Source organism: Vibrio sinaloensis (genome assembly GCF_023195835.1).
GTDB lineage: Bacteria > Pseudomonadota > Gammaproteobacteria > Enterobacterales > Vibrionaceae > Vibrio > Vibrio sinaloensis_C.
The window spans coordinates 767,038-793,242 of the sequence record NZ_CP096200.1; the positions used below are offsets into that span (position 1 = coordinate 767,038).

The window sequence follows — 26,205 nt, forward strand, 5'->3', positions numbered from 1 at the left end:
GAGAACGAATAGGTCCTACTGGTAGAGAAGTTCTGTCAACAGTTGTTAGTAATTGCGGTAAACGGTATCGAGCTCAGGTAACCGTCTTCTCTATGCTCGGCTGGATTTGAGTACCGAGGCCATCATCCAATAAGTGAGGAACAGCATCACAGTCAACTCAGGCAATACCCACCCCGAAATCAACACCAAAGGTCCTAACGCCGCTCCAAAGGTTTGCGCCACCAAAACAAAGCAAAGAATGACTCGGGCATGTCGACCTGTCGCAATCGAACCAAGCGCCAGGGGTAGCATGAAATTCCACAGCAGTTGGAAAAAGAAGGTGGCGGCAACAAAGCGACTCATTGAGTCATCCAAAACGATCACGCCTACCACCAAGCATTGTAAGCCGATCGCAATGGGCAGTAGTTTGGATTTCTTGGCATGTACCCAGTTTAGGGTGGCCAAGATCGCACCGAGGACACTAAATAGGGTACCGATGGAAAAGAGATACCCTTGCTGTTCAATAGTGATGTCGCGAGCGTTAGCATAGAAACCGAGTGTTGACCAAACCGCGGAGTGGGTCATCATGACCATGGCAATCGCACCCAAGCTGATAAATATCAGCGAGTAATCAAGTTGCTCAGACGGTCGAGAACTGATGGTTGTTTCACTTTGTAAGGGTTTGAATAACAAACAGACGGCTGCCAATGCGCATAGGACAAACAAAATGGAGCGCGGGCCATAGGTTTGAACCCAATAAGGTAAAAACAAAAACAGTGCAGCCGTGAACAACATTTGGATGGCGATGGCTTTACCAAAAGCAGCATCGGCATTTTCTTCACTCCCCAGGACCTCATAACCCCGAACGATCACCAAACCTGCGAGCACCCCAGCAACAGCACGAATCATGAAGAACATGGTGAAGTCGGCAGTCATGGCACTGAGCAAATTACATATGCTTAGTCCAGCGAGAGCGAAATTTTCGTTGTAGCGCACGCCCCACTTCAATGCTTGGTAGTTGATGCCACAAGCTAGCGCAAAGCCCATCAACTCTACGGTAGCGAGGCTATTGAGCTGAGTTTTTGAGAGCAGAAAATAGTCTGACAACGTGGTTAAGAACAGTGGCAGTATGGAAAAAACAGCCGCTGCAATCGCCAGTTTGATACTTGCTGATAGCCAGTTGGGGGCGGTAATCATAACTTTGCCCTAGGGTGTGATGTCTTACTGATAACTTACATCAATTTGTTAGGTTAGGGAAACAGCTTGTCTGTGCTAAAGATGAAGGTGAGAGGAGAAGTGGATTTGATGATCCTGCGATGCAACCCACCAAGTAAAAGGTGGGTTGCATCATCATTGACTAGTCAAAACAAACTTGAGTGTATTCTCCTTTCATGAACAGAGGGTTTTCCGGGGCAAACTCAGCACAGCCCGAGTTCAAGTCCCAAATGAATGCTTTGGTAGTCACGAACTCATCACCGTTGTATTTAGATAAGTTGACCGGTTTTGAGTTGAACAGGTACTTCATTGATTCAACCGTTAGCTCTGGCGTGAATTTAATAAAGTTGTCTGCCGCATCTTTTCTCGCAAACGTCCAGAAGTTCTTTCTGTTCACTTCAGTTTCTTGCTGCGCGCTTGTTCCCTCAGGGATGAGCTTGTCTCTTAGCGATTGAGAGTGGTTGGTAAACGCTACACCCTTATCATTGCCACGGTGGACTACAGTTTCTGCACCTGCGACATTGATGGCGGCGTAACCGCCTTGGCTATCTGCAACCGTCATATTCATTGGTACGATAAGCTTATATTGCTTGGCAAGGGCAATCACTTCTTCAACCGAGTTCATTCTAGCGGCCGTTGAAGCAAGTGCATCTAAGGTGATGATATTACTGTAATCGGCTGTAGATTGAATGGATTTACGTCCTAGATGCGTGATAGTTACACCCACTTTGCGACCCATTTGCTGGAATAGAGTGCCATCTCCAATTTCGCCAATTTGATGGTCGGTTTTCAACAGAGTTGTATCATCTTTGATGGAGCTTAGTGGCCAATCTAGAGTTTGACCGACTAAACCATTGTTGTATGCGACCGAAGTACAACCGTTCGGTAGGTCGATGTAGTCAGTAATGCTCTCACCTGTAACGCCTGAATCAATCGTGAAATCCGGAGCCATGGTGCTTGCAACTAAGCGTTCGAGCGAGATGCCACGATACTGGGCTTGAGATTTCAACATTCTGAAGTGATCAGGGTTAATTTTTGCAATATTCTTGATGGCTTGCTTTGCAATGTCTAACCATTGCTCTGCGTCATCACCCAATGGAGCGAGTTCTTCACCACGTTCCAGAGAACTTTTAGCGATAATAACGCCAATCTCTTCAGGTGTTTTACCTGTTGCATCAATCACGTAGGCCTGTTCCTGAACGGCTGCGCGGTCTGCATTGAAGTAAGGTAGGTTATCGCCAATGACGTTAGCTGAATCCGTTGCATGAGCCATTGATGAGGCGGAGATAATAAGTGCTGCGATTAGTTTAAGTTTCATAGCGTTTACCTTTCTCTATATGTGTTTCGATTTACGAATAGATTAACAACAAAAATCGGATTACTATTAACTGGTAACTATGCATAAAAAGGATAGGGTGTGATTTCTTACAACCAAATGAAAGCGTTCTTGACGGTGGTGGAAGTGGGTTCCATGAGCAAAGCGGCTAAACGGCTGTATTGTTCTCAATCTACGGTCAGCCGTTTGATTGAGCAGCTTGAGGACGAAACGGGGTTGCAGCTATTTGAACGTGACTTCTCATCTAAACGCCTATCATTAACCGAATCTGGTCAAGCGATTCAGACCAAATGTCAGCAAACACTGACTGGTTTAGAAGAGTTCGAGAGCTTTTGTCATGGTTTAAGTGCTGGGGTTGAAGCCGAAATGACCCTAGCTATACCCCAGTTGTTTCAAAGTCACCAGTTGCAACGGATGTTGTCAAAACTGTTTAAAGCCTTTCCCAATACCCAGTTTTCGTTTGTTGAACCCTCAATCAATACGATCGTTCGACTTGTAGAACAAAAGAAGGTGGACTTTGCGTTCAATATTACAACCTATGAGTATGGTCATGGGGTGGATTTTTTGGGAATACAAGAGCTTAGGGCTTGTATGGTAGTGGCTCAAGATAGCCCTCTCGCGACATTAAGTAGGGCTTCCATCGCCGATTTAGAGCAGCATCGTCACGTCACTTTCCGCCAATTATCGAATAGAAAAGTGGAAGGGCTCAATTTTTCCAAGCATGTTATAGAAGCCGATACCATTCATCAGCAGTTGTCACTTCTTGCACCAACAGCTGGTTATGCTGTGATTCCAGAATCGATGTATCAGAGTTTTAAAGATGTCTATGGGCTTGCTCGATTGCACAGCGAAGTAGATAGCCGACTTGTTTACTCGTGCCACGCTATGTATCCGCAAAACAACTTAAATAAGCCTGTGAATCAATGGCTAGTGAACTACATTAAGGAGCATTGGCAGTGAGTTGTGCAAGAGCCATCCGCTGATTTCGATAAGTTAACGATCAGGCAGCAGCGCTAATTGCTGCGCTTACTCAAGAGAGCTGCGCTAACGTGTTCGAGTTAGGAAAAACAGGTGAGCCAGTGACTTGGACTGCATGTGAGTAAGTTCTAAGAAAGAATGAGAGGCCAGAGCCTCTCATTTTTTTTGCTTAAATGAAGTGCATTGGGCGACATCTTTGGAAAGAGTGCTGAACGAGGCTTGACGAACGGTTCGTTATTGAGGCAAAACAGTTAAGCTTAATTAAAAAGCATAAACTTCTTCTTTAAAGATTGACTCGAAACATGAAAGAAAAGGCAAGGAAGCGATGATAGTCACTACAGAGCGTTTACTATATTTATGGGCTGTCGCGGAAACGGGCTCCTTTTCGGCAGCAGGGCGTCAATTGGGTGTTTCAGCGGCGGCCGTTCAACAGTCTATTCAGGCATTTGAGTTTGATCTCGAAGCGACCTTGTTTGAACGTCATTCTGGTAAGCGACCAACGTTGACTCTTTTGGGGCGTCAAATCTACCTTCAAGCTCTCGAAATCATTCCTAAGCTCGAAGGCATCGAGAAACATGCGCAAGCCGTCAGTGCAGGGGAAGAACCTCAGCTTCGAGTCGCCACGCACGGCATGGTGATGTTTGAACATTTCAAGCAAGTCTTCGTCGAGTTTAAGCAAAAATACCCCAATGTTGAGTTGGTGCTATTTGATGGAGAGAGCGCGACGCTTAGCTCTGATCGGGTTCGACTTAACTCTGGTGAGCATGTTCAACCAGTCGATATTATGTTAACGCCAGGTCGACTTCGGAGTGATCATGGAGGAGAGGATGCTATGGTTGACCGTATCTACTGGACAGTGGTTGTCTCTTCGTCTCATCCTTTAGCAAAAATACGGGGTGGTTTGACACATGCCGATCTCTACTCGCATTCTCAATTGTTCCCTTTACCGGGGATGGTGAGTACGCAAGAGTTAAGTGAAGGTTTAAGGTTAGGGCCGAACCTGACTCACTATTCAAGCTTCTACCATCTTCGTGAGCTCCTATTAGCCGGTGTGGGCTACGCCTTCTATCCTAGACAATTGGCTGAGCCTTTGATTGAAAGCGGATTGTTAACTGCCTTGGACCTTGAGTTTGACGATGGCCAGATGAACTGGGCGGTAGAACTGGCGTGGGTGCATGAATTGGGGCCGGCAGGTCGTTGGCTGGTGGAACAGATGATTGAAGCTAAACCATAAAGTTAATCTTTAAGGAGTTTAAAATCCCTTAAAATAAAAATCGGTAAATTAAACCCAACTTAAGCAAACAACAAAATGTTCGAAAGAGGGTTTAATTATGAAAAAGTCAATCATCGCAATCGCAATTGCCGCTTCAGCCACTGCTGGTATCGTATCTACTGCTTCCGCTTGTTCTAGTGTCTCTGCAATTACAGACCACGGCACGTTAACCATGCGCTCGATGGATTGGGCTGTGCCTGTAGAAGCCATTGCCAAAGTAACACCTGTTGGTACAACCATGGTTTCTGATTCTCCAAGCTATAAAACCCAAGCTACTTGGAAAACTAAGTATCACACCGTTTCTCTTTATGATGAAAACATCTTTAAAGGCACAGCCTATGATGCATTCAATGACCAAGGCATGTCTGTTCATGGACAATACATGGAAGCGAGCGAGCCTTTCCTTGAGCTGCATAAGAATAATGACAACGGTGCACCGGCGGTTGACAATGGTCAGTTAGCCACGTTTATTGCCTCAAATTACAAAAACGTCGATGAAGCTATTACCGGACTAGACAAAGGTGAATGGCAGCCAGCTTACTCGGATTTAATGATGGGCATGACCCACCTAGTACCAGCGCACTTTAATATTCGTGATAAAGAAGGCAATGTGGCGCTTATCCAGCTTAACGCGAACGGTGAGCTAAAAGTATGGCGTGGCAGCGCAAATGACAATCTTCGCTTTGTTACTAATGAACCTTTGTATCAAGAGCACATTGAATACCTCAATGAGGTGAGCCCAAACATGACGGCCAACAATGTCCCCGCTGACTATTCGTCATTAAATCGATACGTTCGTGGTCTACATCATGCTAAGGGCCAAAGCTTTGAAGGTTTAAACTACCAGCAAACCATGGCAGCTCAACGCTTATCTTTCCACTCTGCGGTTGCGATTCCTCTTGACTTGGATGTACCTGCAGAACCTAGAAACGGCAAAGGTGCGGAAAGCATGGGTGTGTTCCCAACGTTCTTCACAACACAGTACAACTTGAATACTGGGGATGTAGTGCACGACAATTTGTATGACGGTCAATTGATTAAGTTCAATCTAGAAGACACTAAAAATACCAAAGTAGAGCTGTGTGCTAACCTGACTCAGCAATCTGAAAAAGGGGAGTTTGTACCGAAGTTTGAAGCATGTGAGTAACGATTAGAGCTTAGTTAAAACCTCGAAGAATGAACGCCCGAACATTTTAAATGTTTGGGCGTTCTTTTTTTTTGAAGATAGTGTGATGGCTTGTTATTGAATAAGTGCTTCTCTGGTATCAACAACCCGAGTAGCGATTTATTGATTCAGCGCACCACTATGGGGGGCTATGCACGCCCCTTTCACCATCATACTCGCTAGAAACGAAGCCGGATTGTTCGACGTAATAAGTGAGCCAGAGCCTTTAGCTTAAGAGAAGGCTTGCGTGACCACGTGATAATCGCAATCACCTACGATAGGTAGCAAGGGCTCGGTTTAAATCTACCTGAAAGCGCCTACACCAACTGGTGCAGGCGTGAGTGGCAAGCTATTTGATGGCAGTACAAAAGCTCACATCGGCGTGCTGGGTTTGAGGATCAAAGCTGTGATAAAGCTCAAAGCAAGGTCTATCGTCACTTTCGATACCTGACTCGATCACTCGCGCCATCAAGTCATCCCAGGCTTTGGCGTATTGCGTCGTCTGCGTGATCTGTTGGCGCATTACGGCGTACTCACCGCCCGGAAAGTCCTGCAACTCAATCCCATCCGGGACTTGGGTATCGTCAGGAACCATCAAACAGATGTCGGTGCGGCACTTATCACTGGGGGTGATTTCAGGGTTGTCGTGGTAAATGAAAATGCAGGTGTTACCGGCTAGCCCTTTCATACCTGCCCATTGATACAAACGGCCACTTGGCTCTTCATAACCGTCACCATACGGGCCAGTTACGCGGATATAGGCGAGTTTTGACGCTGCAAATTGTTGGGTTTCCATGATTTTGCTCCATGTTGTTGATTCGCAGTCAGTATAAGCAGCGTCTGATTCGAGGTCGTTTCCAATCTTGCGCAAGGTGTGTCCTATCTTGCTATTTCGCGCCAATAGCGCAAATTGTTGATAGTTCTCACAATCACGGAAAGCACTGGGTGTGACACCAAAATGCTGTTGAAAGGCTTTGGCTAAACTTTGCGACGATGAAAAGCCAAACTCCAATGCAATATTGATGATGGGTTGTTTGGTTTTAAACAGTTCATCTGCGGCGGCTTCAAGGCGCAGTCTGCGAATAAAGTCGGCCAAGGTTTCTCCCTGAACGGCTTTGAAAGTGCGGTGGAAATGGTAAGGCGATAGATTGGCCAACGCCGCGACTTCGGGCAAGTTGAGTGGTTGGTCATAGTTTTTTTCGAGGTAGCGGATCACAGGATTAAGCCGCTTTTGATAGTCAACACGCATGGGTTTTCTCATCGTTCCATGAATTGCTATGAAGACTAATTGAATCGGGCTGAGATTCAAACTTGGCAGTAAAAAGTTGCGACAGTCAACGTTGATTGACAGTGGATGATTAACAGTAAAACGCTCGACAAGCGCTCAGCAGAGAGAGCTCGTCGAGGCTGTTTTTCTCGGCAAGCGACTTACACGTAGTAAGCTTCAACCGTACCTTTCAATTGGATAAGCATTGGGTTGCCGTAGCGGTCTTTCGCTTTTGGCGAAGCAATTTTGATCCAGCCTTCGCTCACACAATACTCTTCGACATCGTTACGCTCTTTGCCGTTGAAACGGATACCAATCTGGTGATCAAAGCACTCTTTAACAAAGAAAGGGCTGCGCGCGTTGCCCGATAGGCGATCTGGTAAAGCAGGTTTAGTTGTGTCGTTCATGTTCGAGACCTTGAAGTCATTAAAAAAAGTGCGTCATTGTAGTCACAGCTTGGCGTGCATTCAAGCTTAACTCGCCGACAGACTCGTGCAGTTTGTGGTTGCAATTTTGGCAAATTGCTTTAGTGTTATACCTATGTATAACACTAAAGCGAGGAAGCGACGAGGATGACTGATTGGAATGATTCCCAACCGATATTTCGTCAGCTTGCTGATCGCATTATCGAACAAATACTGCAAGGCATTTGGTCTGAGGGGCAAGCGCTGCCTTCAGTGCGCTCAGTGGCCGCTGATCTTAAGATTAATCACCTTACCGTGATGAAAGGTTACCAACTGCTGGTGGATGAGGACTTGATTGAGAAGCGACGCGGCCAAGGCATGTTTGTCACCATAGGGGCGCTGAATCGTTTAAGAATCAAGCAAAAACAGAATTTTATTGAGCAGCAAATTCCTGCAATTGCGACCAAGTTACAGCAGCTAGAGATTCCATTGGACGAGTTTATTGTGCAGTTAAAGCAGCACGTTAAGGGTGAAGTATGAGCGTATTAATTGAGGCGAGTCAGGTATCTAAGCAGTATTCTGGCCGTGATAAACAGCAGCAAGCGCTGAAAAACATCAGTTTTGAGTTGAAAGCAGGTCAAGTGTTGGGGCTCCTTGGCCACAATGGCGCGGGCAAGTCAACGCTGATCAAAAGCCTATTGGGTGCGCAGTCATACCAAGGGCAGATCGCGATACTAGGGTTGGAGCCACACGCCCATCGCGCTCAAGTGATGCAGCACCTATCGTATATCTCTGATGTCAATGTGCTGCCTGAATGGATGACGGTCCAGCAATTATTGCGCTATACCTCGGGTGTGCATCCCAGCTTTGATCTGACTAAAGCTAAGTCGGTTTTGGCGCAAACAGACATTAAGCTGGGCAGCAAAATCAAATCTTTGTCCAAAGGAATGAAAGTGCAACTGCATCTCGCTGTGGTGATATCAACGGATACGCAAGTTTTGATTTTGGACGAGCCGACCTTGGGGCTGGATTTGGTGTACCGCGATACCTTTTATCGCCATCTATTGGAATGGTTTCATGATGGAGAGCGAGCACTGATCATCGCCAGTCATGAAGTATCAGAAATAGAGCACCTGCTGACCGATGTGCTGATTTTGAAGCATGGTCAAGCGGTGTTGCAGTCACCGATGGAGAACTTGGCGCAAAAATACGTGATTGTTGAAACTCGAACAGAAAACGATGCTGAGATCGCCGCCCTGCAGCCGCTGTCGCGAGAGTCGGGGTTGGGAACAACCCGCTGGCTGCTTGACGCCCAAGATGCTGAAAAGATTGATCAGGTCGAAAAAATTTACAATGTAAAACTGGCGGATCTGTTTTTAGCCTTACAGAAGGAGGCCGTGTAATGAATGCTAATCTATACATGCTTGAAAAGGAGTGGCTGGAGCATAAGTTAATCACTCGCATTCCTATAGTATTGCTGGTGTGTGGCGTGGTGCTTTTAGTCAGCATTTTGATGAATTCAACGATTCAGAGTAATGTGACTTACGAGCTAACCTATGATTCAGACCACGCCATGTCAGGGTATGAGCTCGGACAACAACTGAGCGAAATGGTGCTTGGCTTTAGCGGGCTGCTCTCTATTTTGCTGACCAGTCTTTATTTCCCCAAAACTTTGCGTAAAGAACGCCAAGAAGGCAGTGTGATGTTTTGGCGCAGTATGCCGGTGACCGATTTAAACATCCACTTGGTAAAGCTGGTGTTTGGCCTGTTTGTCACGCCGGTGCTGTGCTCGATGTTAGTCATCAGTGCCGATTTTTTGATGTGGTTAATTAACGTCGTGATGGCACAGCAGTTTCCGCTGTTCTTCACTGGGGAGTCCTTCAGCTATGTGCTGACTCATTGGTTGGAGTTTATTGGCCGAATGTGGTTGGTCGGCCTAGCGTTGGCACCGCTGGCGGCGATCGCGATGGCGGTTTCGCACAAGGTTAACTCGCCGTTACTGGTGATGTTAGTTGGCTTTTTTGTGATCAAGCTGGTGGCCAATAGTCTGTTTTCCACATCGGTGGTGGGCGATTTCTTTAGCGCAGTGACCGTACTACCGCTGGATATTTTGGTGTCGGAGAACCCATTCACCGCCGTGGCTCGTATCGGCGCGTTGAATTTGCTTGTCTATATATTGCTTGGAGCGTTGGGGCTAGTTGCGAGCTTAAAGTTCAGTCGCTCGTTAGATTGAGCACACCAATCACAGCAATTTTCGGAACATCTAATTGATGCGATTGATATTGGTAATAAAAAAGGTAGCGATTTCGCTACCTTTTTTAATTAAATCATCGGATTATGCTTTCTTAAGGTCTTTGGCTGGGTAAGTGAGTGACATACCTTCAACGGTAACACGCACGTAGAAGCCACCACTGCTTAAACCTGTGACGACCATTTTACCGAGATCAACGCCTTTAGTTGCAACAACAACATCATCAATTGCGAACATGGTTACACCTTATAGTCAATGAACTGTTTCGGTGCGGATTAAAGCAGTAACCCAGTAAGATGACTAATCTGATTTTTTGTCGATAAGATAAAACAAATTTTGCCAATGATACGCGTAAAACTATATAAACATCATTAGTTTAAGTTGTTTTTCTTAAACGTTTCCGCATAGGCCTTGTCTTCACGCATGATGTGCTGTACCAACCAGTTTTTCAAAAATGCCATCAGCTCATCGCCGATGTTTTCTCCCTTCTCGACCCGAGCTTGAAATTCCAATACTTGCTCAACCAATTGCTTGTGCTTCGCCACATGCTCTTTAGTGTGCGAGTAACCAATTTGCTCGAATAACACTTCTTCGTAGGTGAAGTGGTTGGCGGTGTAATCAATCAGCCCCTGAACCACGCGTTTGATTGAGGCTCGCCCGTAATGATGAGTGAGCAAATGGTAGAGCTCGTTCACTAGGTGGACTAAGGTTTGGTGTTGGCGATTGATTTCATCTAGGCCAATGTCGAGCTGATCATTCCACTCCATCAATTTGTCGCGTTGTAACTCTTCCACTTCGATCTGGTGATGGTCTGTGGCAAAGCGATGCAGCAAAGAATCGATTTCGCCTGACAGATTGCGCACCGTGATACTGGCAATTAAGGTTTCTTGAGTGGCTTTCACGTTGTTGTCCGACTCCGTCGCTATCAGTTGTAAGCACTGTTCAAGACGCTGAGTTTGGCCGAGCTGTTGCTCTGAAGAGGTGGCTATTTGCTGACTAAATTGACTGACTTCGTCGATTTGTAAGTGCAGTTCCTTAAAGGTATTTTCTGCGGTCGAGGCAATGTCGAGCGATTTAGTCATGCTCGATTTGTTCTCTTGCATGGTCTGCAAGACGTCGTCGGTTTTGGCTTGTAAGTTAGCGATTTTGCCGCGAATTTCTTCGGTGGCCTCTTGGGTTCGCACCGAAAGCGAGCGCACCTCATCGGCGACCACCGCGAACCCGCGCCCTTGCTCGCCAGCTCGAGCGCTCTCTATCGCCGCATTCAATGCCAATAGATTGGTCTGTTCAGCGATACCGCTGATGGTTTCCATGACTTGGTTGATTTGTGCCGTCTCTTCCATCAAAGATTGAAAGTGTTGATTAGAGTTGTCGATATGTTGATTGGCGTTATCTAACGCTTGCTCAAGCGCCATCATGTCTTTGGTGCCTTGGTCGGCTTTGGCTTTGGCTTGATTGGCTAATGAAGCGGTCGACTCACAGTATTCAGACACATTTTGGGTAATGTCTGACAGCTCGCCGATGATCTGTTTGGCGTTGTCCACATCGCGCTTTTGACCAATCGCGCCATTTTTTGATAGCGCCGAGTCTTCTTGCACTGTGTCTGCGACTTCAAGTAGGCGGGCGGTCGACTTGCGTAGTGCGTGCACGGTACGAGAAATATCTTCACCAATCCGATTAAAGGTGCGCAGTAGTGGTCCATTTATCTGGTTCTGCGCCGACACGCGCACGGTTAAGTCCCCTTCAGATAAGTGCACAGCGGCTCGTCGAAGTTGGTCGAGTAAACCATTGATAGAGAAAACTAACAGTACTACAACCGCGTGATAGAGAGCGAGTAAGGCGAGCCACATCCACTGCTGCTGGGAAAGCAACAGGTAAGCGATAGGCAATACCAACAGGCTCAGCAGCAGTGCCCACTGCGCTGAGGAAAGGTGACTTAGCTTTGCTAACTGGGTTTTAAACATAGCGCCGCTCCTTGTTCGCTATTCCGTCCGCCGCTCCCTTAAATCTAGGTCATAGATGGCTGAACAGCCTAAAAAAGGCGCGTTAATGACAAAAAGGCAAACAGAGTGCTGGTCGGTATGAGATGCTGTTTGGTGGGCCACGTAGGGAGAGGTCGATCGTTAGAGCAATTTGTCATTGCCTATGCCACAGATCTGCCATTTGGTGCTTTATTAATAAAATGTAGTCATGTTTGATGGGGGTTGTTAACAGCTCTATGAATAAATGCACCGGCGAGTGCATGGGAACACGCAGTGAATCAGTCAGTTAATCAAGGCTTTAGCCCAATGGACATTAGGTCCAATTCCTCTTCTCTCCGATCGTTTAAGTGGCGTGGTATCGAAGTGCGCCTTGGTTTGGCGCTCGCTTTGTTGTCGCTCACCACCTTGCTGCTGGCACTGTTTAGCTCGACAACATACGACAAACTGGAGCAAGCGCTGGTCGAGCTGAAAGAGCAAGACATTGCTTCGCTCGAACAAGCCGCGCGCTTAAACGACATGGTGCGCTTGGTCATTACTGATTCTGCGCAACTAGTCGATGCCGACTCTAACCTCGAGCGGCAAAAAGCGATGCAACGTATTAATCAAAGCATCGCCGTGATGAAGCAGGTACTGGCGCACTTCCCTGAATATCACGACTACTTTAAAGACTTGATCGTTCAGGTGAACAACAGCTTGAGTTTGCTTCACCAAAGTGGCGAGGAGTCACGCGCGTTGAACAAGCAGCTGCGCAACTTGTTGGAAGGGTTCTACCCGCTGTTGCAACAAGTGAGCGAAGAGATTGAGCAACTGCCCAATCAACAAAAATCGCAGCTGCAATACAGTCAGCTCAATGCACTGCTGTACTACCAGCTGGGATTGGTCGAGAAGCTCTACAATGATGGCAGCTTTAACGAACTCGACTACACCACTTATCGCTTGGAACAACTGGGGCAAGAGTGGTTTGGACTTTGGCTTGCTAGTGGTTTAGCCGATTCAATGCCTGCGCTGGATGAAAAGCTGTCGGTGATTTACACCTTAGCGTCGCGCTCCAGTCGGCTGGTAAAATTGAAAAACCAAGCGTTGGAACATCACTATCAGCAAGCCTATTTGCTGGAGAATAGCCGCGAGTATTTGCACCAACTTTCAGTGCAGATCGAGCGCAACAGTGCCAAGGTCAACCTAGAGATAGACCGTTCAATTGCCAAGGCGCAGCGCTCACTGACCTCGAATCGAACCTTCTCGTTGCTGCTGTCACTCTTTAGTGTGTTGGCGGCAGCCGGTATTGCCTGGTTTTATGTGAGGAAGAATATTTTGCAGCGCCTACTCGATTTGCGTGACGACATGTTTGCCATTTCGACTGGTCATCTGGATACACACATTGAGCTCAAAGGGCATGATGAAATCACTCAGATGGCCAAATCGCTGCAAGTGTTTCAGGCCACCGCGCAGGTGGTGAAGCGCACCAATCAACGTTTAGAAGCGGAAGTCGAGGAGCGCAGAGTGGCGGAAGAAAAACTGCGAGTGACTCAAGATGAGTTGGTGCAGGCCGGGAAACTGGCCGCTTTAGGCCAGCTGAGTGTCGGCATTACCCACGAAATCAATCAACCTTTGACCGCGATTAGCAGTCATGCCCGCAGCGCACAAAAATGGCTTGATCAGCAACGGCCAGAGAAAGCGGTGCACAATCTGAAGAAAATTGAAGTCTTGCTCGGTAAGGTGGCGGCGTTAACTCGTCATCTCAAAGCGTTTTCGCGCAAAAGTGACGGCAAGGTATCGTCGGTGGCGGTGATGCCTGTGGTGAACGATGCGCTAGAGCTGTTTGCTAATAGTGGCGCGCCGATTGTGCTCGATTGTGCTCTGACGCCGCAAGAAATCGTCAAGGCCAATCCGATTCGCTTAGAGCAAGTGTTGGTCAATTTGATCAGTAATGCGGTGGACGCGGTTGCAGATTCTGGTGAGCCGCTGATTGTGGTGTCGGTCAAGCGTGTCGATAGCCAGGTGACGATCGCGGTAAAAGACAATGGCAAAGGCATTTTGGCCGAAGACTTACCGCATATTTTTGACCCATTTTATACCCGAAAAGAGGTCGGCAAGGGATTAGGGCTTGGCTTGTCGATCGCGTTTAACATTATCAAAGATTTCGGCGGTTCGATTCGGGTCTCTTCACAGCCACAGCAAGGTAGTGAATTTGTCATAGTTTTGGAACAAGGTGAAACCTCATGACGCTAAGAAAACAGATAACACTGATTGACGACGAGATGGACGTGGTAGAAGCCGTCAGTGAAATGCTCGAATTAGAGGGCTTTGATGTGGTGGGCTTTACCGACCCTAAACTGGCGCTTAAGTCGCTGAACCCAAGCAGCCAGCAAGTGGTGCTGTGTGACGTGCGCATGCCCAAGTTGGATGGCTTAGCCATGCTCGATGCGATTCAAAGTCGATCGCCGCATTGCCAAGTAGTGTTGATGAGCGGCCACGGCGATATCCCGATGGCGATTGAAGCGATGAAGCTGGGCGCGTTTGATTTTATTGAGAAGCCACTGCAAAGCGATGAGTTGATCGAAAAACTCAACCTCGCCAATATCCACCTGCAACAGATGGCCGAGCAGGTGGTCAGTGCCCCTGAGTTACCGATTGAGAATGTGGTGATTGGCGAGTCGGCATCGATGGAGATGGTGCGTACCCAGATCTTGGCGTTGGCGCGTACAGGTGTCGACACCATCATCAACGGGGAAACCGGAACCGGCAAGGAAGTGGTGGCGCGCGCGCTTCATCAATATTCTCCGCGTCGAGATAAGCCCTTTGTGGCGATTAACTGTGGCGGTATGACCGAAAGCATTATTGAAAGTGAACTGTTTGGTCATGAGGCGGGGTCGTTCACCAGCGCCAATAAAAAACGCATAGGTAAGATTGAGCAAGCCCATGGCGGCACGCTTTTTCTCGACGAAATCGAAAGTATGCCCATTTCGGTACAGATCAAACTGCTGCGGGTGCTGCAAGAGCGCGTCATAGAGCGAGTCGGGGGAAATAGCTTGATCCCGGTGGATATTGTGGTGGTTGCAGCAAGTAAAGCCGACTTATCAGCCCTGAGTCAGCGGGGAGAATTCCGTGCCGATCTCTTCTATCGTCTCAATATCGCCAGTCTCAACTTGCCGCCGCTACGCCAACGCAAAGAGGACATTCAGGCCCTATTTCGTCACTTTGTGGTTCAAGCGAGTCAAAAATACAAAACCCGAGCATCGACCCTTTATGCTGAGCAAATCCAGCAACTGTGTCGTCATGATTGGCCGGGCAATGTCCGCGAGCTAAGAAACGTGGCAGATCGATTTGTGTTGGGTATTGTCGGTGAAGGGTTTGATTTGCAAGCGCCGAGTGTCACTGGTAGCGAGGCGTTCGCGTTTGAGCAGCAGATGGAGCAGTATGAGCGCAACGTTCTGACCGAGGCCTTGATCGAGATGTCAGGCAATATCAATGAGGTCTCTTTGCGGCTTAACCTGCCACGTAAAACCTTGTATCGCAAAATGAAGAAGCATCAACTGGATAAGGAGAGCTTCAAGGCCTAGACACAAATGACCCAAGTGAAGCTTGTTTGCGACAGTTTGCTTATATCATGCTGAAATAAAAGGAAAAATTAATTGGCATAGAGCGTGCTACATGTGATGCGACTTTGACGATAACAACAAAAGATTCAACAGCTTGTAAAACGTTTGAAACTTGCTCAGTCCAGAGTCTTGTATCCACGATAGAACATTTGCTGCAGGAGAAACCAATGAAGCAAATCGTAACCAGTAGTATCGCGCTCTTAATCGGCGTCAGTTCAATGGCTATGGCAGGCAATGAACCGGCCCAAGTCGGTCCACGTCCACTGTATCTAGTCAGTGACATGGAAAACAGTCCTCTAAAAACTAAGTTGGAAAGTTGCAGCAATGGTCCTTTCCATCGCAGTGACTTCTCCATCGGCCACCGCGGTGCTGCGATGCAGTTTCCAGAGCACACCAAGGAATCTTATTTAGCCGCGATTGCGATGGGAGCAGGGGTGCTAGAGTGTGATGTGACCTTTACTAAAGACAAGCAATTGGTTTGTCGCCATTCGCAAAGCGATTTGCACACCACCACTGATGTTTTAGCGCACCCAGAACTTGCTAAAAAATGTACGGTTCCATTTAAGCCTGCTAACCCTGCGACCGGCGAAGATGCTCAGGTGGAATGTCGTACCTCTGACTTTACCTTGGCGGAGTTCAAAACCTTAAAGGGTAAGATGGATGGTGCGAACCCGAAAGCCACCACTGTCGAAGAGTACATGCAAGGCACGCCGGGCTGGCGCACCGATCTTTACTCGCAAACCGGCACCTTGATGACGCATGCCGAAAGTGCGGCGCTATTTAAACAATATGGCGTGAAAGTGACGCCAGAGCTCAAATCGGCAGCGGTTGAGATGCCATATCAGGGATTCACTCAGCAAATGTATGCACAGAAGCTCATCGATGAGCTTAAGCAAGCGGGCTTTGCCCCAGAACAAGCGTTTGTTCAGTCGTTTAACCTCAATGATGTGAAGTACTGGATTGAAAACGAGCCGAAGTTTGGCAAGCAGGCGGTCTATCTTGATGATCGTATGTATGAGCAGCAAGACTTCGTTGCCTCTCTTGAGAACATGAAGGACTTGCAAAAGCAGGGGGTTAACATTATCGCGCCACCGCTTTACGCCCTGATTGAGCTCGATGACAACAAGCAAATTGTTGCCTCAAACTACGCGAAGCTCGCTAAGCAAGCAGACTTAGACATTATCGCATGGACACTCGAGCGCTCTGGCCCGCTGGCACAAGGCGGTGGTTGGTACTACCAATCGGTGACCGAGCAGATCAAGCGTGACGGCGATATGATGAAAGTCCTCGATGTACTGGCCAAAGACGTCGGTGTGTTAGGCGTGTTCAGTGATTGGCCATCGACCGTTACTTACTACGCTAACTGTATGGACATCTAATACAAACATCGGGTCGTTGACCAAGTTCATAAAGGGCCAACTGGCCCTTTTTTGTCGCTGTTTATGATGGGACACAAATGACCCAAATGTTTGTTTTTATCAAGGACAGAAATGACCCAAATGCTGAGAGGTGTTTTGTGGATGTTGCTAAGTGTTTGAAAATATAGCCATAAATAGTTGGCACAACCTCTGCTATAGAGGGAGGGAATATCAACAATAACGTGAATGTAAGGTTCTAATATGAAAAACAGTGTAAAAGGATTGTTAATCGCTGGCTCTTTGATGCTGCCAACGCTGGCGATGGCCAATGAGTGTGCTAACCGTGGGGTTCTGGATGAGAGATATTGTGACGAAAACCAAGACTTGGTTGCCGATGCGCCTAAAGATGCCTCTGAGTGGATCGACCCAAGCACGCTAGTGTTCACTTACACACCCGTTGAAGACCCGGCGCTATACAAAGATGCTTTCGCTGATTTTCAGGCGCATCTAAGCAAAATAACCGGTAAAAAGGTCATCTACTACACTGTTCACTCTAACTCTGCTCAGGTCGAAGCGATGCGCTCTGGACGTCTGCACGTTGCAGGCTTCTCGACTGGCCCAACTGGTTATGCCGTTAACCTTGCCGGTTATGTACCCATCGCCGTGAAAGGAGATGAGAACGGCTTTCAAGGCTACAACTTAGTTACGATTGTGCGCAAGGACAGCGGCATCAACGAAATGGCCGACCTGAAAGGCAAGAGAGTTGCCCATACCTCCGCATCATCCAACTCGGGTAACTTAGCGCCACGTGCTCTATTCCCGGCGCAAGGCTTGGTCCCTGATGAAGACTACAAAGTGCTTTACTCAGGTAAGCATGACCAATCGATTCTAGGGGTTTACAACGGCGACTACGACGCAGCGCCAGTGGCATCGGATGTTTACGATCGCATGGTGGCCGCAGGTCGTGTTGATGATTCTGAGCTCAAAATCATCTACCGCAGCCCACGTTTCCCAACGTCTGCATTTGGCTATGCGTACAACCTCAAGCCAGAGTTGGTGGAAAAAATCAATCAAGCCTTCTTTAGCTACCGTTTCACGCCTGAAATGAGCGCTGCGTTTAAAGGCGCGGATCGCTTCTCGCCAATCACTTATCAAGAAGATTGGTCAGTCATTCGTGATATCGCTCATGCCACAGGTACTGCTTACACCAAAACAGGGCTTAAAAAGCTGGCAGAAAAAGATGCGGCTAAGCGAGCCAAGAAAAAAGCGGCCGAGTTAGCCAAACAAGCCACTAACCAGTAATTCTCCAATCTGACGCCAATAGCACGGTGCCCTTGTGTGTAGGGCGCAGGGCACCGTGCATCCTAAATAGAACAATCACAAGGAACTGTAGTATGGCCGTAGCAAGCTGTGATAGCGCACAATACGACGGAATTAAAATAAGCAATCTGTTTCACCAATACGTTGCCGGAAAGCCTATTCTCAAAGGGATCGACATCGACATCGACCAGCCAGGGATCATCGCTATTATCGGCCCATCAGGTACCGGAAAAAGTACCCTGCTGCGCTGTATCAACCGCCTCAATGATCCCACCAGTGGTGAAATCCTGTTTCAGGGCCAAGACCTGACTAAACTGCAAGGTCAAGCGCTGCGCAACCAGCGTCGCCATATCGGCATGGTCTTTCAAGAGTACAACTTGGTCGAGCGTTTGACGGTGATTGAGAACGTGTTGTCTGGTCGTTTGGGCTATATGTCGTCGTGGAATGCTTGGCGCCGCAACTACTCGCAGCAAGATTTGCGCAAAGCGTTTGAGTTGTTGGAGTTTGTTGGATTACAAGATTTTGCCAATCAGCGTGCCGATAGCCTGTCGGGCGGTCAGCGTCAACGAGTCGGAATCGCCCGTGCGGTGATGCAAGACCCATACATTTTGTTGGCTGATGAGCCGACTTCGTCACTCGATCCTAAGACAGCCGTTGAGATCATGGAGCTGATGGAAACCTTCGCCAAAGAGAAGCAAATCCCGGTACTGGTTAATATTCACGATGTGAACCTAGCCAAGCGTTTTGCTAAGCGCATTATCGGTATGTGCAATGGCACGGTGCACTATGACGGCAGCCCAGAGGGTATTAGCGAGCAAGATCTGAAAATCATCTACGGAGGTGAGTCATGGCTGGATTAACCTCGTCGACCCCTCAAGTGGAAAACCCATTTAAAGCCTCTTGGTTAAGCCGTCTTGGTTTGGTCGCGGTTGTTGGCTACCTGTTTTACAGTTTCTCCACACTCAATCTCACGCTTGACCGATTGATGATAGGCTTTGGAGAGAGTGAGCGCTTGCTTTCTCGTATGTTTCCACCTGATTTTTCACGTTCAAGCCTGCTGTTGAGCGGGCTGGCTGAGAGCTTACAAATTGCGATCATTTCAAGCTTCTTTGGCATAGTGATATCGCTGTTTCTCGGCTTGCTGGCAGCGCGCAATATGATGCCATCTATCGTATCGACGCCTGTACGTGGCTTCATTGCGCTATGCCGCTCCTTCCATCCGGTGATCATTGCCATCCTGTTCGTCAAGGCGGTGGGGTTTGGTGCGTTAGCTGGGATTTTGACCTTAGTGTTCGCTTCGATTGGTTTTATCGCCAAGCTGTTTGCGGAAGCGATCGAAGAGATCTCGTTCAAGCAAGTAGAAGCGATCCGCGCCACTGGAGCAAACTTCATCAGTGTGATTCTGTTTGCAGTGATGCCGCAGGTGTTTACTCGCTTTATCGGCTTTGCCAGCTACCAGCTAGATTCCAATCTGCGTAACTCCACTATGGTCGGCATTGTCGGTGCGGGAGGTCTCGGCGGGACCTTGTTCTCGGCTTTCCAGCGCTTCGATTATGACTTTGTCGCGGCCATTCTAATCACCATTATCGCGCTGATTTTGGTGGGTGAATTCTTGTCTAATGTAGTAAGGAGAATTTTCTAATGACCACCGCTTCGATTGATAGAGAATGGCAACGCTTTACGTTCAATGAACGGCTGGCAAGATTTGCCGCCTACTTCTGTTTTGTGGCTGCGATTGTTTGGTCTTGGCAGACCGTGGAGATCATCCCAGAGTTCCTTTACGACGCGCCAGCGCAGTTTGCGGATATGTTTAGTCGTATGGTGCCACTTGATTACGGATTCTATCCAGAGACCATTCACGATGCTTTGATAGAGACGTTGCACATCGCCACATTGGGCACACTGTTCACCTTGGTGCTTGCGATCCCTTTGGCGCTGCTCAACGCGCCCAATATCACCCCAAGTAAAACGCTCAACTGGATCGCGCAATTCTTCTTGGTCTCTTCGCGCTCAGTCAACTCGTTAGTGTGGGCACTGCTGTTTATCGCGCTGTTTGGCCCCGGCGTTTTGGCGGGAATCATGGCCATTGCGGTGCGTAGTGTCGGTTTTGTCGGTAAGTTGTTGGCAGAGGCGATTGCCGAGGTCAACATGGGGACCATTGAGGCGTTAAAGGCCACGGGTGCCTCATGGATGAGTATCCTGGTTAAAGGCTACTGGCCACAGGTGATGCCAGCGTTTTATTCGATTGTACTGTTCCGCTGGGATATCAATGTTCGTGAATCGGCGGTGCTGGGTTTGGTGGGTGCTGGCGGGATTGGGGTGGTCCTCAATGATGCTCAAAACCTGTTTGAGTGGCAAAAAGTCTCTATGGTGCTATTGAGCATATTTGCCGTGGTTGTATTGGCAGAAGCGCTGGTGGTACATGTACGCAAAAAGTTGATTTAATCTAGTTGCCAGGTGCTTACAACTAAGCTCCAAGCAATTAAGACACTAAGCAAAAAGCGGCCTCCAGCCGCTTTTTTGATTTACTCGTCGTCCCTTTGCAAGCCAAGGCGGCGTCGTCCCGGTTCACCGTGCCACTATTTAGTGGCCGCGCTGCTGTCGTCCTGTTGCATCGGTGGTTGAGAATCTTGTTGTTGCTTTTGCTTGTCGTGCATCGCTTCGATAAGCTCGCGATCACGCTGGGCAAAGTAAATATCTTCTTCTGCTTTGCCGCGCAGTCGAAGTTTTTCTGTAAAGTCCATCACGCCAACCTCTTCATGCTGGTCCGTTATCATTAGTATAGTCAGACCGAGAGAAAACGTGTCGGCGAGTGGTTTAGCTCTGTTTGAGCGCGAGCAGTGCATGGGTAAATTCGGCAAAGCCAAAGCCTCCTGGCTGGCTCATCACCAAATTTGGCTTATGGTTGAGTTGCTGCCAATAGTGCTCGATGTTTTTCACCCCTACGCTCATTGGCAGGGTTTCAAACATCTGCTGATCATTGAGCGAGTCACCGACATAGCAGCATTTACTGATAATCTCGCTATCGCTCAGCCCTTGTTGACGCAGGTAGGCGAAGGCGCTGTTGCGCTTGGAGTGGTCGCCATACCACGCATTGATGTGGATCGAACTGGCGGTCGCATGGGCGCCCATCGCATGGATACGCGCAACAATTTGCTGGACGGTTTGGCTATCAACCGGAGAACGGTTTTGACCAATATCGATCGCCACCTCACATAGGCGGTAGGCTTGGTCGAGCGTCAGGTTTATCTCGCGATAGTCGTGTAGGATCTGTTCAATTTGCTGTTTGAGGTGCGCCTGTTGGCGACGCATAGTGTCGATATCGACTGAGGAGGAGAGGGTAATGCCGGGTTCACTTTTCTCCAAGCAAAATGCGCCATTTTCGCCGAGCACTGCGTCAACAGGCCAAAGCTGAGCAATATGATCGCACCAGCCCGCGCAAGCACCTGTAACGGCCACCACCTTGATGCCCTGTTGCTGCAAGCTATTAAGGGCGAGTAACGTTTCTGCGGGGAGTTTTCCGCGCCAAGTTAGGGTGTCGTCCACATCGGTGAGTACCCACTCAATCTTATTCCATTCAGGTGTCAGCACGTTTGTCATCCGTTTTATCTCTTTGACTCAATAGTTTACCTGCTCAATGTAGATAATACCGTGATGGCGTAGTAAGTTGCTCGAATGCGCATAGTGGCGGCGCTTTGCTGGTGCTCGTGACCTTGTTCAGCCCTCTTTTGCTTCGCCATGCTTTGCTCTATAATTGGCGCGCTTTTATCGCCAGCCCTCTCTACCTTGGACATATTATGATTTCGAAAAACCAGCTCAAACTCCTGCGTGCTTTAGGCCAAAAGAAACAGCGCAAAGCGCATGGGCTTTTTTTGGTTCAGGGTGAAAAGAATGTGCTAGAGCTGGTTCAGTCTGAGTTGGTGGTGAAAAATCTGTTCGCAACGTCAGAGTTTCTTGCTCAGCATGCGAGTGCGCTTGGCGATGTTGAATGCGTTGCAGCGACGCTCGAAGAGCTGACCAAAGCGAGCACTTTAGTCAGCAATAACGCGGCGATTGCGGTGGTGGAGATTCCAAACATTACAGTACCGAGCGCGGAAGGCTTGATGATCGCCCTCGACGGGGTGTCTGATCCTGGAAACCTAGGCACCATTATCCGCCTTGCTGATTGGTACGGTATTAAGCACATTGTCGCCAGCCAAGACTGTGCGGATCCTTATAATCCGAAAACCATCAGTGCCACTATGGGCAGCTTTGCTCGAGTGACGGTCAGTCAGATCGATTTGCCCGCTTATCTTTGCTCTGCCAACTTGCCGGTTTATGGTGCGTTTCTGGAAGGTGAGAGCGTACATAATACCGAATTTTCCGCGCAAGGAATCTTGTTGATGGGCAGTGAATCCCACGGTATTCGTCCTGAGGCAGGACAATACGTCACCAACAAAATTACCATTCCAGCCTTTGGTGGTGCAGAGTCGCTCAATGTTGCTATGGCGACGGGCATCATCCTCGACAATATGCGTCGTCAGCACGGCCACTAAGCTTGGGTGAAGTGGAGCCACTTCACCTTACTATTCTATAGCTACTTATCGGCGCTATCACTTCCGCTGGCTGTGCTTAATAACTCGTTCAAGCCGCCGGCATTGTGCAACTGAGTAAAGCCTTGCGCCTGTAAATAGCGAAATGCTTGCCCAGAGCGGTTGCCACTTCGACAGTAGAGCACAATCGGTTGGTCTTTTGCCACGTGTGCGAAATGTTGCTCCAACTCTGCCAGAGGATAGTTGACCGCATTGTCGAGGTGGCCGGCTTGAAACTCCGGCGCGGTGCGAACATCCACCACCAGAGCGCCTTGTTCTATCCAGTGCCAACCTTGCTGAGCACGTTGGCTCGCATAGCTAACGGCGCTGAATAAAGACAGCGATAGCAGCGTAAGAGTGATCAATCTTTTCATCGGGCTTTCCTTGTTACTGAGTGCTTAAGTCCATCACAAAATTCTATCTTGGTTGGTCGCTTGTCGCGAGTATGATTTTCTACTGTCTATACTATCAATACTAGATCTTTGCTACTTTTCGGTGAGTACAAAGGGTATTGATTAGGGTAGGAAATCAGATGAATAAGATAATGATTACAGGGCTTGCTGCGCTGGGGCTAACTCTCTCTGCTTGGGTGATGGCGCTGCCGACGCCTAGCGGCGAACCCATCCTGTGGATTTCTGGCGCAATATCGGAAACCAACTCGGACAGTGTCGCTGCGTTTGATGAAGCCATGGTGAGTCAACTGCCGCAAGCCACTATTAATACCAACAACCACGTGGTTGAGAGCGTACTGGAGTATCAAGGACCAACACTGGAAAGTGTCCTAGAGCTGGTGGGTGCCAAAGGTGAGTCGGTAAAAGTGGTCGCTTGGGATGATTATGTGGTGTCTATTCCTGTTGCAGATATCACTAAATATCAAGTGCTGCTTGCCACACATGAGGCGGGAGAGCGGATGAGCATCGACGACAAAGGCCCATTTTTTGTGGTGTTTCCTTTTGCTGACCATCCTGAACTTCGCAACGATTACTACTACAGCTTGTCGGTATGGCAGGTGAAGGAGATTATCGTTGAGTAGTGAGATGAAGCCGATTGGCTCGTTATCAGGCCGTGTGTTTACCGCGATCGTAGCGACACTGGTTTCGGTGCTACTGATCATGATTGGTTACTTTTTTTATTCCGTTACCGAAATTCGCAATATCGCTCCGCAGCCCTATGTCACCATAGTGAACAACAATTTATCGGCCAAAGTGAAATTACTGTCGTTCAAAAATGAGCTGCTAGGATTTCAAAAGGCGCCCTCCAATCAGGCGCTGAGTCAACTCAAACTGAAAGCTCGAGTGCTGCGGGCCAGTATCCTGCAAGACTTTCAATCGAATCGTACTATTGAAGCGCATCAGCAATATGGCGATATCAAAAGGCTAACCGAATTAAGCTTAGAGATTGAAGGAGTATTTACTCGTATCGAGTCGGTCACCTTGGAGAGTCGTGCTCTACTCGACAACCTCTCTCTCCAGTTGAACGGTGTCTATTCTCGTCTTAACACATATTTGTCCAGTTTTGTCTCTGAGGTACAGAAGAATCAGATGCAGTTCTTGTTGTATAAAGAGAACCTGCACAACAAACAGTATCTCTATCTGGTCATCATTTTAGTCTGTTCACTACTTATGGTGGGGGTGATTTCGTGGATGTACTTGAACCAGAGTCGCTTGAGCCAACACTTGCGTGAGCAAACCCAAGCGATGCAACAAGCTAAGCTTTTGGCTGAGCAAAGTGCGACCACCAAGGCGCGTTTTCTTGCCAACATGTCACATGAGATGCGCACGCCGCTCAATGCCATTATTGGTCTTAGCCAAAAAGAGTATTACCTCGCAGCAGATCAACAAACTCGACATTTTCTAACCTTGATCAATAGCTCCGGCCAGCATTTACTTAAGTTAATCAACAGTGTTCTTGATATCAGTAAGATTGAGCAAGGCAAGGTCGCGCTGCATCTCGAGACATTTTTATTCAGCGAACTGGTGGCGGCATCGAAAACGATTTTCATCGACATGAATAAGCCGCAAGTCGAAGTCTTGTTCACTACCGATGCGGCGGAGGATTTTACCTTACGTGCCGACCAAACTAAGCTGCTGCAAATCATCAATAATATTAGCTACAACGCGGTTAAATTTACTCACCAGGGCTTAGTTGAGATCCGCCTCTCTGTGGATACTCAGCAGCAGTTGACCATAAAGATTAAGGATACCGGCATTGGTATGAGTGAGGAGCAACTGGGGCGGGTGTTTGAGGAGTTCACCCAAGCAGATGATTCCATCACTCGCCAGTATGGTGGCAGTGGTCTTGGGTTGTCGATCTGTCAATCTTTGGTCCAGCTGATGGGGGGACAACTTTCGGTCACCAGTCAGCTCAATCAGGGCACTGAGTTTGTCATTCAAATTCCGGTTGAGGTGGTCGAGCGACAACCTCTAATCGACATGCAACGCACTGCCTTGGCGGTGAATGTGGTGGCGCCGAATATCCATGCGCAGAAAGTCATTACCACTGAGCTGTCACAACTGGGTCTGTTTGACCCTGATGCCAATTTCACTGTCTATTATCAAAGCCATGAAGCCACGCTAGAGGCCGGCTTACAGCTGGTTCAAACGGAACATTTGCAAGGCTTATTGGTGGTTGCCGATCTTAATATGGTGGTTCCTGAGAGTGATGGTGTGGTTAAACTCACCAAACCTTATGACCTGTTCACTATGGTTGCGTCTTTACAGACAATGCAGTCAGGTATTGCTCACCCATCCAGCACCCAAACGCTCCACATCGGCGATCACGTCAAGGTGTTATTGGTTGAAGATATGCGCGTTAATCAGATTGTCGCCACTAAGATGCTGAGCCTGCTTGGGGTGAGTTGGCAAACGGCCAATAACGGTAAAGAGTGTCTTGATAAGCTGAAAAATGAACACTTTGATCTGGTGTTTATGGATATTCAAATGCCAGTGATGGACGGCATTCAGGCGCTTGAGCAAATTAAGCAGCAAGAATTGGCACCCGATACCGTCATTATTGCGCTGACCGCCAATACTTTCGATAGCGATGTCAGCGACTATCTTGAGCGAGGGTTTGCGGACGTGTTAGCCAAGCCATTTCAACTTGAGTCCATGGTCGCGATGATAAAACGGTACCTGCCGGCCTATCGCGCTGTGGTTTAACCTTTTATTTAACTCACTATGCGCAATCCATTGGCGCTGGGTCGATGAACTCGGCCCTTTAATGGCTTTTATACCATTTTTTATACTGTAACCATGAAAAAGAAAAAATAAACTTTCGAATGATGTCTCACTCGGATTACTGATAAAACTGTGTTAATAATTTGTAGCGCATTTTTGTCATTAACCATAACCCCTTGCTTTTCAAGGACCAAAATTTGCCCCACCCGTTGCTTTACCTTCTAAGTCGAAACAATGCGTAAAATATAAACCCCATACGGTATATAAATTTTTTGCGGCTTACTTGCGCGTTTGTGAAGTTATCTTCCATGTTATTGAAGCGATTTTTCGC

General features: G+C 48.0%; 25 protein-coding genes. 16 read left to right on the top strand and 9 right to left on the bottom strand.

Translation table 11 applies throughout. From position 1 onward, the window contains the following. Positions 1-90: 90 nt before the first annotated feature. Together MTO69_RS17010 and MTO69_RS17015 are read right to left on the bottom strand one after the other, a co-directional pair. A complete protein-coding gene (locus tag MTO69_RS17010; RefSeq protein WP_248334625.1) occupies positions 91-1,176 on the bottom strand; it encodes an MFS transporter in 1,086 nt (361 codons plus the stop codon). 160 nt (positions 1,177-1,336) lie between these two features. Next, positions 1,337-2,512 carry a hypothetical protein gene (locus tag MTO69_RS17015; RefSeq protein ID WP_248334626.1) on the bottom strand — a complete coding sequence of 392 codons (1,176 nt, stop codon included), beginning with the start codon at positions 2,510-2,512 and terminating at the stop codon, positions 1,337-1,339. A 99-nt stretch (positions 2,513-2,611) separates the two neighbouring features. Between MTO69_RS17015 and MTO69_RS17020 the strand changes: the two genes are divergently transcribed. From MTO69_RS17020 to MTO69_RS17030, 3 genes are all read left to right on the top strand, one after another. Next, positions 2,612-3,490: a LysR family transcriptional regulator gene (locus tag MTO69_RS17020; protein WP_248334627.1), complete on the top strand. Its 879-nt coding sequence runs from the start codon at positions 2,612-2,614 to the stop codon at positions 3,488-3,490. A gap of 343 nt (positions 3,491-3,833) precedes the next feature. Next, on the top strand, positions 3,834-4,742 hold the full coding sequence (locus tag MTO69_RS17025) for a LysR family transcriptional regulator (protein WP_248334628.1): 909 nt from the start codon (positions 3,834-3,836) through the stop codon (positions 4,740-4,742). 97 nt (positions 4,743-4,839) lie between these two features. After that, positions 4,840-5,928 (top strand): linear amide C-N hydrolase, encoded by a 1,089-nt coding sequence (locus MTO69_RS17030; RefSeq protein ID WP_248334629.1) that lies wholly within the window; start codon positions 4,840-4,842, stop codon positions 5,926-5,928. Between the two features lie 367 nt (positions 5,929-6,295). Here MTO69_RS17030 and MTO69_RS17035 read toward each other — a convergent pair whose 3' ends face one another. Both MTO69_RS17035 and MTO69_RS17040 read right to left on the bottom strand, forming a co-directional pair. Continuing rightward, positions 6,296-7,195, bottom strand: a complete 900-nt coding sequence (locus MTO69_RS17035; protein WP_248334630.1) for an AraC family transcriptional regulator — start codon at positions 7,193-7,195, stop codon at positions 6,296-6,298. A gap of 179 nt (positions 7,196-7,374) precedes the next feature. After that, complete coding sequence (locus MTO69_RS17040) at positions 7,375-7,620, bottom strand: DUF3297 family protein (RefSeq protein WP_248334631.1); 246 nt, start codon at positions 7,618-7,620, stop codon at positions 7,375-7,377. A gap of 165 nt (positions 7,621-7,785) precedes the next feature. Between MTO69_RS17040 and MTO69_RS17045 the strand changes: the two genes are divergently transcribed. The 3 genes from MTO69_RS17045 to MTO69_RS17055 are packed head-to-tail and all read left to right on the top strand — an operon-like array spanning position 7,786 to position 9,850. Beyond that, a complete protein-coding gene (locus tag MTO69_RS17045) occupies positions 7,786-8,157 on the top strand; it encodes a GntR family transcriptional regulator (RefSeq protein ID WP_248334632.1) in 372 nt (123 codons plus the stop codon). Beyond that, on the top strand, positions 8,154-9,020 hold the full coding sequence (locus MTO69_RS17050; protein WP_248334633.1) for an ABC transporter ATP-binding protein: 867 nt from the start codon (positions 8,154-8,156) through the stop codon (positions 9,018-9,020). Before MTO69_RS17045 ends, MTO69_RS17050 begins: the two co-directional genes overlap by 4 nt. Further along, positions 9,020-9,850 (top strand): hypothetical protein, encoded by an 831-nt coding sequence (locus tag MTO69_RS17055; RefSeq protein ID WP_248334634.1) that lies wholly within the window; start codon positions 9,020-9,022, stop codon positions 9,848-9,850. Before MTO69_RS17050 ends, MTO69_RS17055 begins: the two co-directional genes overlap by 1 nt. A gap of 102 nt (positions 9,851-9,952) precedes the next feature. On the opposite strand, the gene MTO69_RS17060 is transcribed toward MTO69_RS17055, so the two are convergent. After that, the gene (locus tag MTO69_RS17060; protein WP_248334635.1) at positions 9,953-10,105 is read right to left on the bottom strand and encodes a hypothetical protein; all 153 of its coding nucleotides are present in this window, start codon (positions 10,103-10,105) and stop codon (positions 9,953-9,955) included. Between the two features lie 134 nt (positions 10,106-10,239). Continuing rightward, positions 10,240-11,832 (bottom strand): bacteriohemerythrin, encoded by a 1,593-nt coding sequence (locus MTO69_RS17065; protein WP_248334636.1) that lies wholly within the window; start codon positions 11,830-11,832, stop codon positions 10,240-10,242. A gap of 324 nt (positions 11,833-12,156) precedes the next feature. Here MTO69_RS17065 and MTO69_RS17070 point away from each other — a divergent pair, with 324 nt between their 5' ends. The 7 genes from MTO69_RS17070 (at position 12,157) to phnE (MTO69_RS17100) (ending at position 20,572) form a co-directional block, all read left to right on the top strand. Beyond that, positions 12,157-14,073, top strand: a complete 1,917-nt coding sequence (locus MTO69_RS17070) for a sensor histidine kinase (protein ID WP_248335601.1) — start codon at positions 12,157-12,159, stop codon at positions 14,071-14,073. Beyond that, entirely contained in the window at positions 14,070-15,410 is a 1,341-nt protein-coding gene (locus MTO69_RS17075; protein ID WP_248334637.1) for a sigma-54-dependent transcriptional regulator, read from the top strand. The genes MTO69_RS17070 and MTO69_RS17075 overlap by 4 nt, the downstream gene beginning before the upstream one ends. A 206-nt stretch (positions 15,411-15,616) precedes the next feature. Beyond that, on the top strand, positions 15,617-16,828 hold the full coding sequence (locus tag MTO69_RS17080; protein WP_248334638.1) for a glycerophosphodiester phosphodiesterase family protein: 1,212 nt from the start codon (positions 15,617-15,619) through the stop codon (positions 16,826-16,828). Positions 16,829-17,068: 240 nt separating this feature from the next. Further along, positions 17,069-18,109, top strand: a complete 1,041-nt coding sequence (gene phnD, locus MTO69_RS17085; RefSeq protein ID WP_248334639.1) for a phosphate/phosphite/phosphonate ABC transporter substrate-binding protein — start codon at positions 17,069-17,071, stop codon at positions 18,107-18,109. Positions 18,110-18,201: 92 nt separating this feature from the next. Further along, positions 18,202-18,987, top strand: a complete 786-nt coding sequence (phnC, locus tag MTO69_RS17090; protein ID WP_248334640.1) for a phosphonate ABC transporter ATP-binding protein — start codon at positions 18,202-18,204, stop codon at positions 18,985-18,987. Continuing rightward, complete coding sequence (phnE, locus tag MTO69_RS17095) at positions 18,975-19,769, top strand: phosphonate ABC transporter, permease protein PhnE (protein WP_248334641.1); 795 nt, start codon at positions 18,975-18,977, stop codon at positions 19,767-19,769. The genes phnC and phnE (MTO69_RS17095) overlap by 13 nt, the downstream gene beginning before the upstream one ends. Continuing rightward, positions 19,769-20,572, top strand: coding sequence for a phosphonate ABC transporter, permease protein PhnE (phnE, locus tag MTO69_RS17100; protein WP_248334642.1), 804 nt, complete (start codon positions 19,769-19,771; stop codon positions 20,570-20,572). The genes phnE (MTO69_RS17095) and phnE (MTO69_RS17100) overlap by 1 nt, the downstream gene beginning before the upstream one ends. Before the next feature lie 134 nt (positions 20,573-20,706). Here the strand turns inward: phnE (MTO69_RS17100) and MTO69_RS17105 are convergent, their stop codons facing one another. Then, entirely contained in the window at positions 20,707-20,904 is a 198-nt protein-coding gene (locus MTO69_RS17105) for a hypothetical protein (protein WP_248335664.1), read from the bottom strand. Between the two features lie 40 nt (positions 20,905-20,944). Next, positions 20,945-21,727, bottom strand: coding sequence for an HAD family hydrolase (locus tag MTO69_RS17110; RefSeq protein WP_248334643.1), 783 nt, complete (start codon positions 21,725-21,727; stop codon positions 20,945-20,947). 197 nt (positions 21,728-21,924) lie between these two features. Here MTO69_RS17110 and MTO69_RS17115 point away from each other — a divergent pair, with 197 nt between their 5' ends. Continuing rightward, positions 21,925-22,662 (top strand): RNA methyltransferase, encoded by a 738-nt coding sequence (locus tag MTO69_RS17115; RefSeq protein WP_248334644.1) that lies wholly within the window; start codon positions 21,925-21,927, stop codon positions 22,660-22,662. Positions 22,663-22,703: 41 nt separating this feature from the next. Here MTO69_RS17115 and MTO69_RS17120 read toward each other — a convergent pair whose 3' ends face one another. Further along, positions 22,704-23,072, bottom strand: coding sequence for a rhodanese-like domain-containing protein (locus tag MTO69_RS17120; RefSeq protein WP_248334645.1), 369 nt, complete (start codon positions 23,070-23,072; stop codon positions 22,704-22,706). Positions 23,073-23,230: 158 nt separating this feature from the next. On the opposite strand from MTO69_RS17120, the gene MTO69_RS17125 reads away from it, so the two are divergent. Next, positions 23,231-23,731 carry a molybdopterin-dependent oxidoreductase gene (locus tag MTO69_RS17125; protein ID WP_248334646.1) on the top strand — a complete coding sequence of 167 codons (501 nt, stop codon included), beginning with the start codon at positions 23,231-23,233 and terminating at the stop codon, positions 23,729-23,731. Continuing rightward, complete coding sequence (locus tag MTO69_RS17130; RefSeq protein WP_348983342.1) at positions 23,724-25,856, top strand: ATP-binding protein; 2,133 nt, start codon at positions 23,724-23,726, stop codon at positions 25,854-25,856. The genes MTO69_RS17125 and MTO69_RS17130 overlap by 8 nt, the downstream gene beginning before the upstream one ends. The last annotated feature ends 349 nt before the right edge of the window (positions 25,857-26,205 follow it).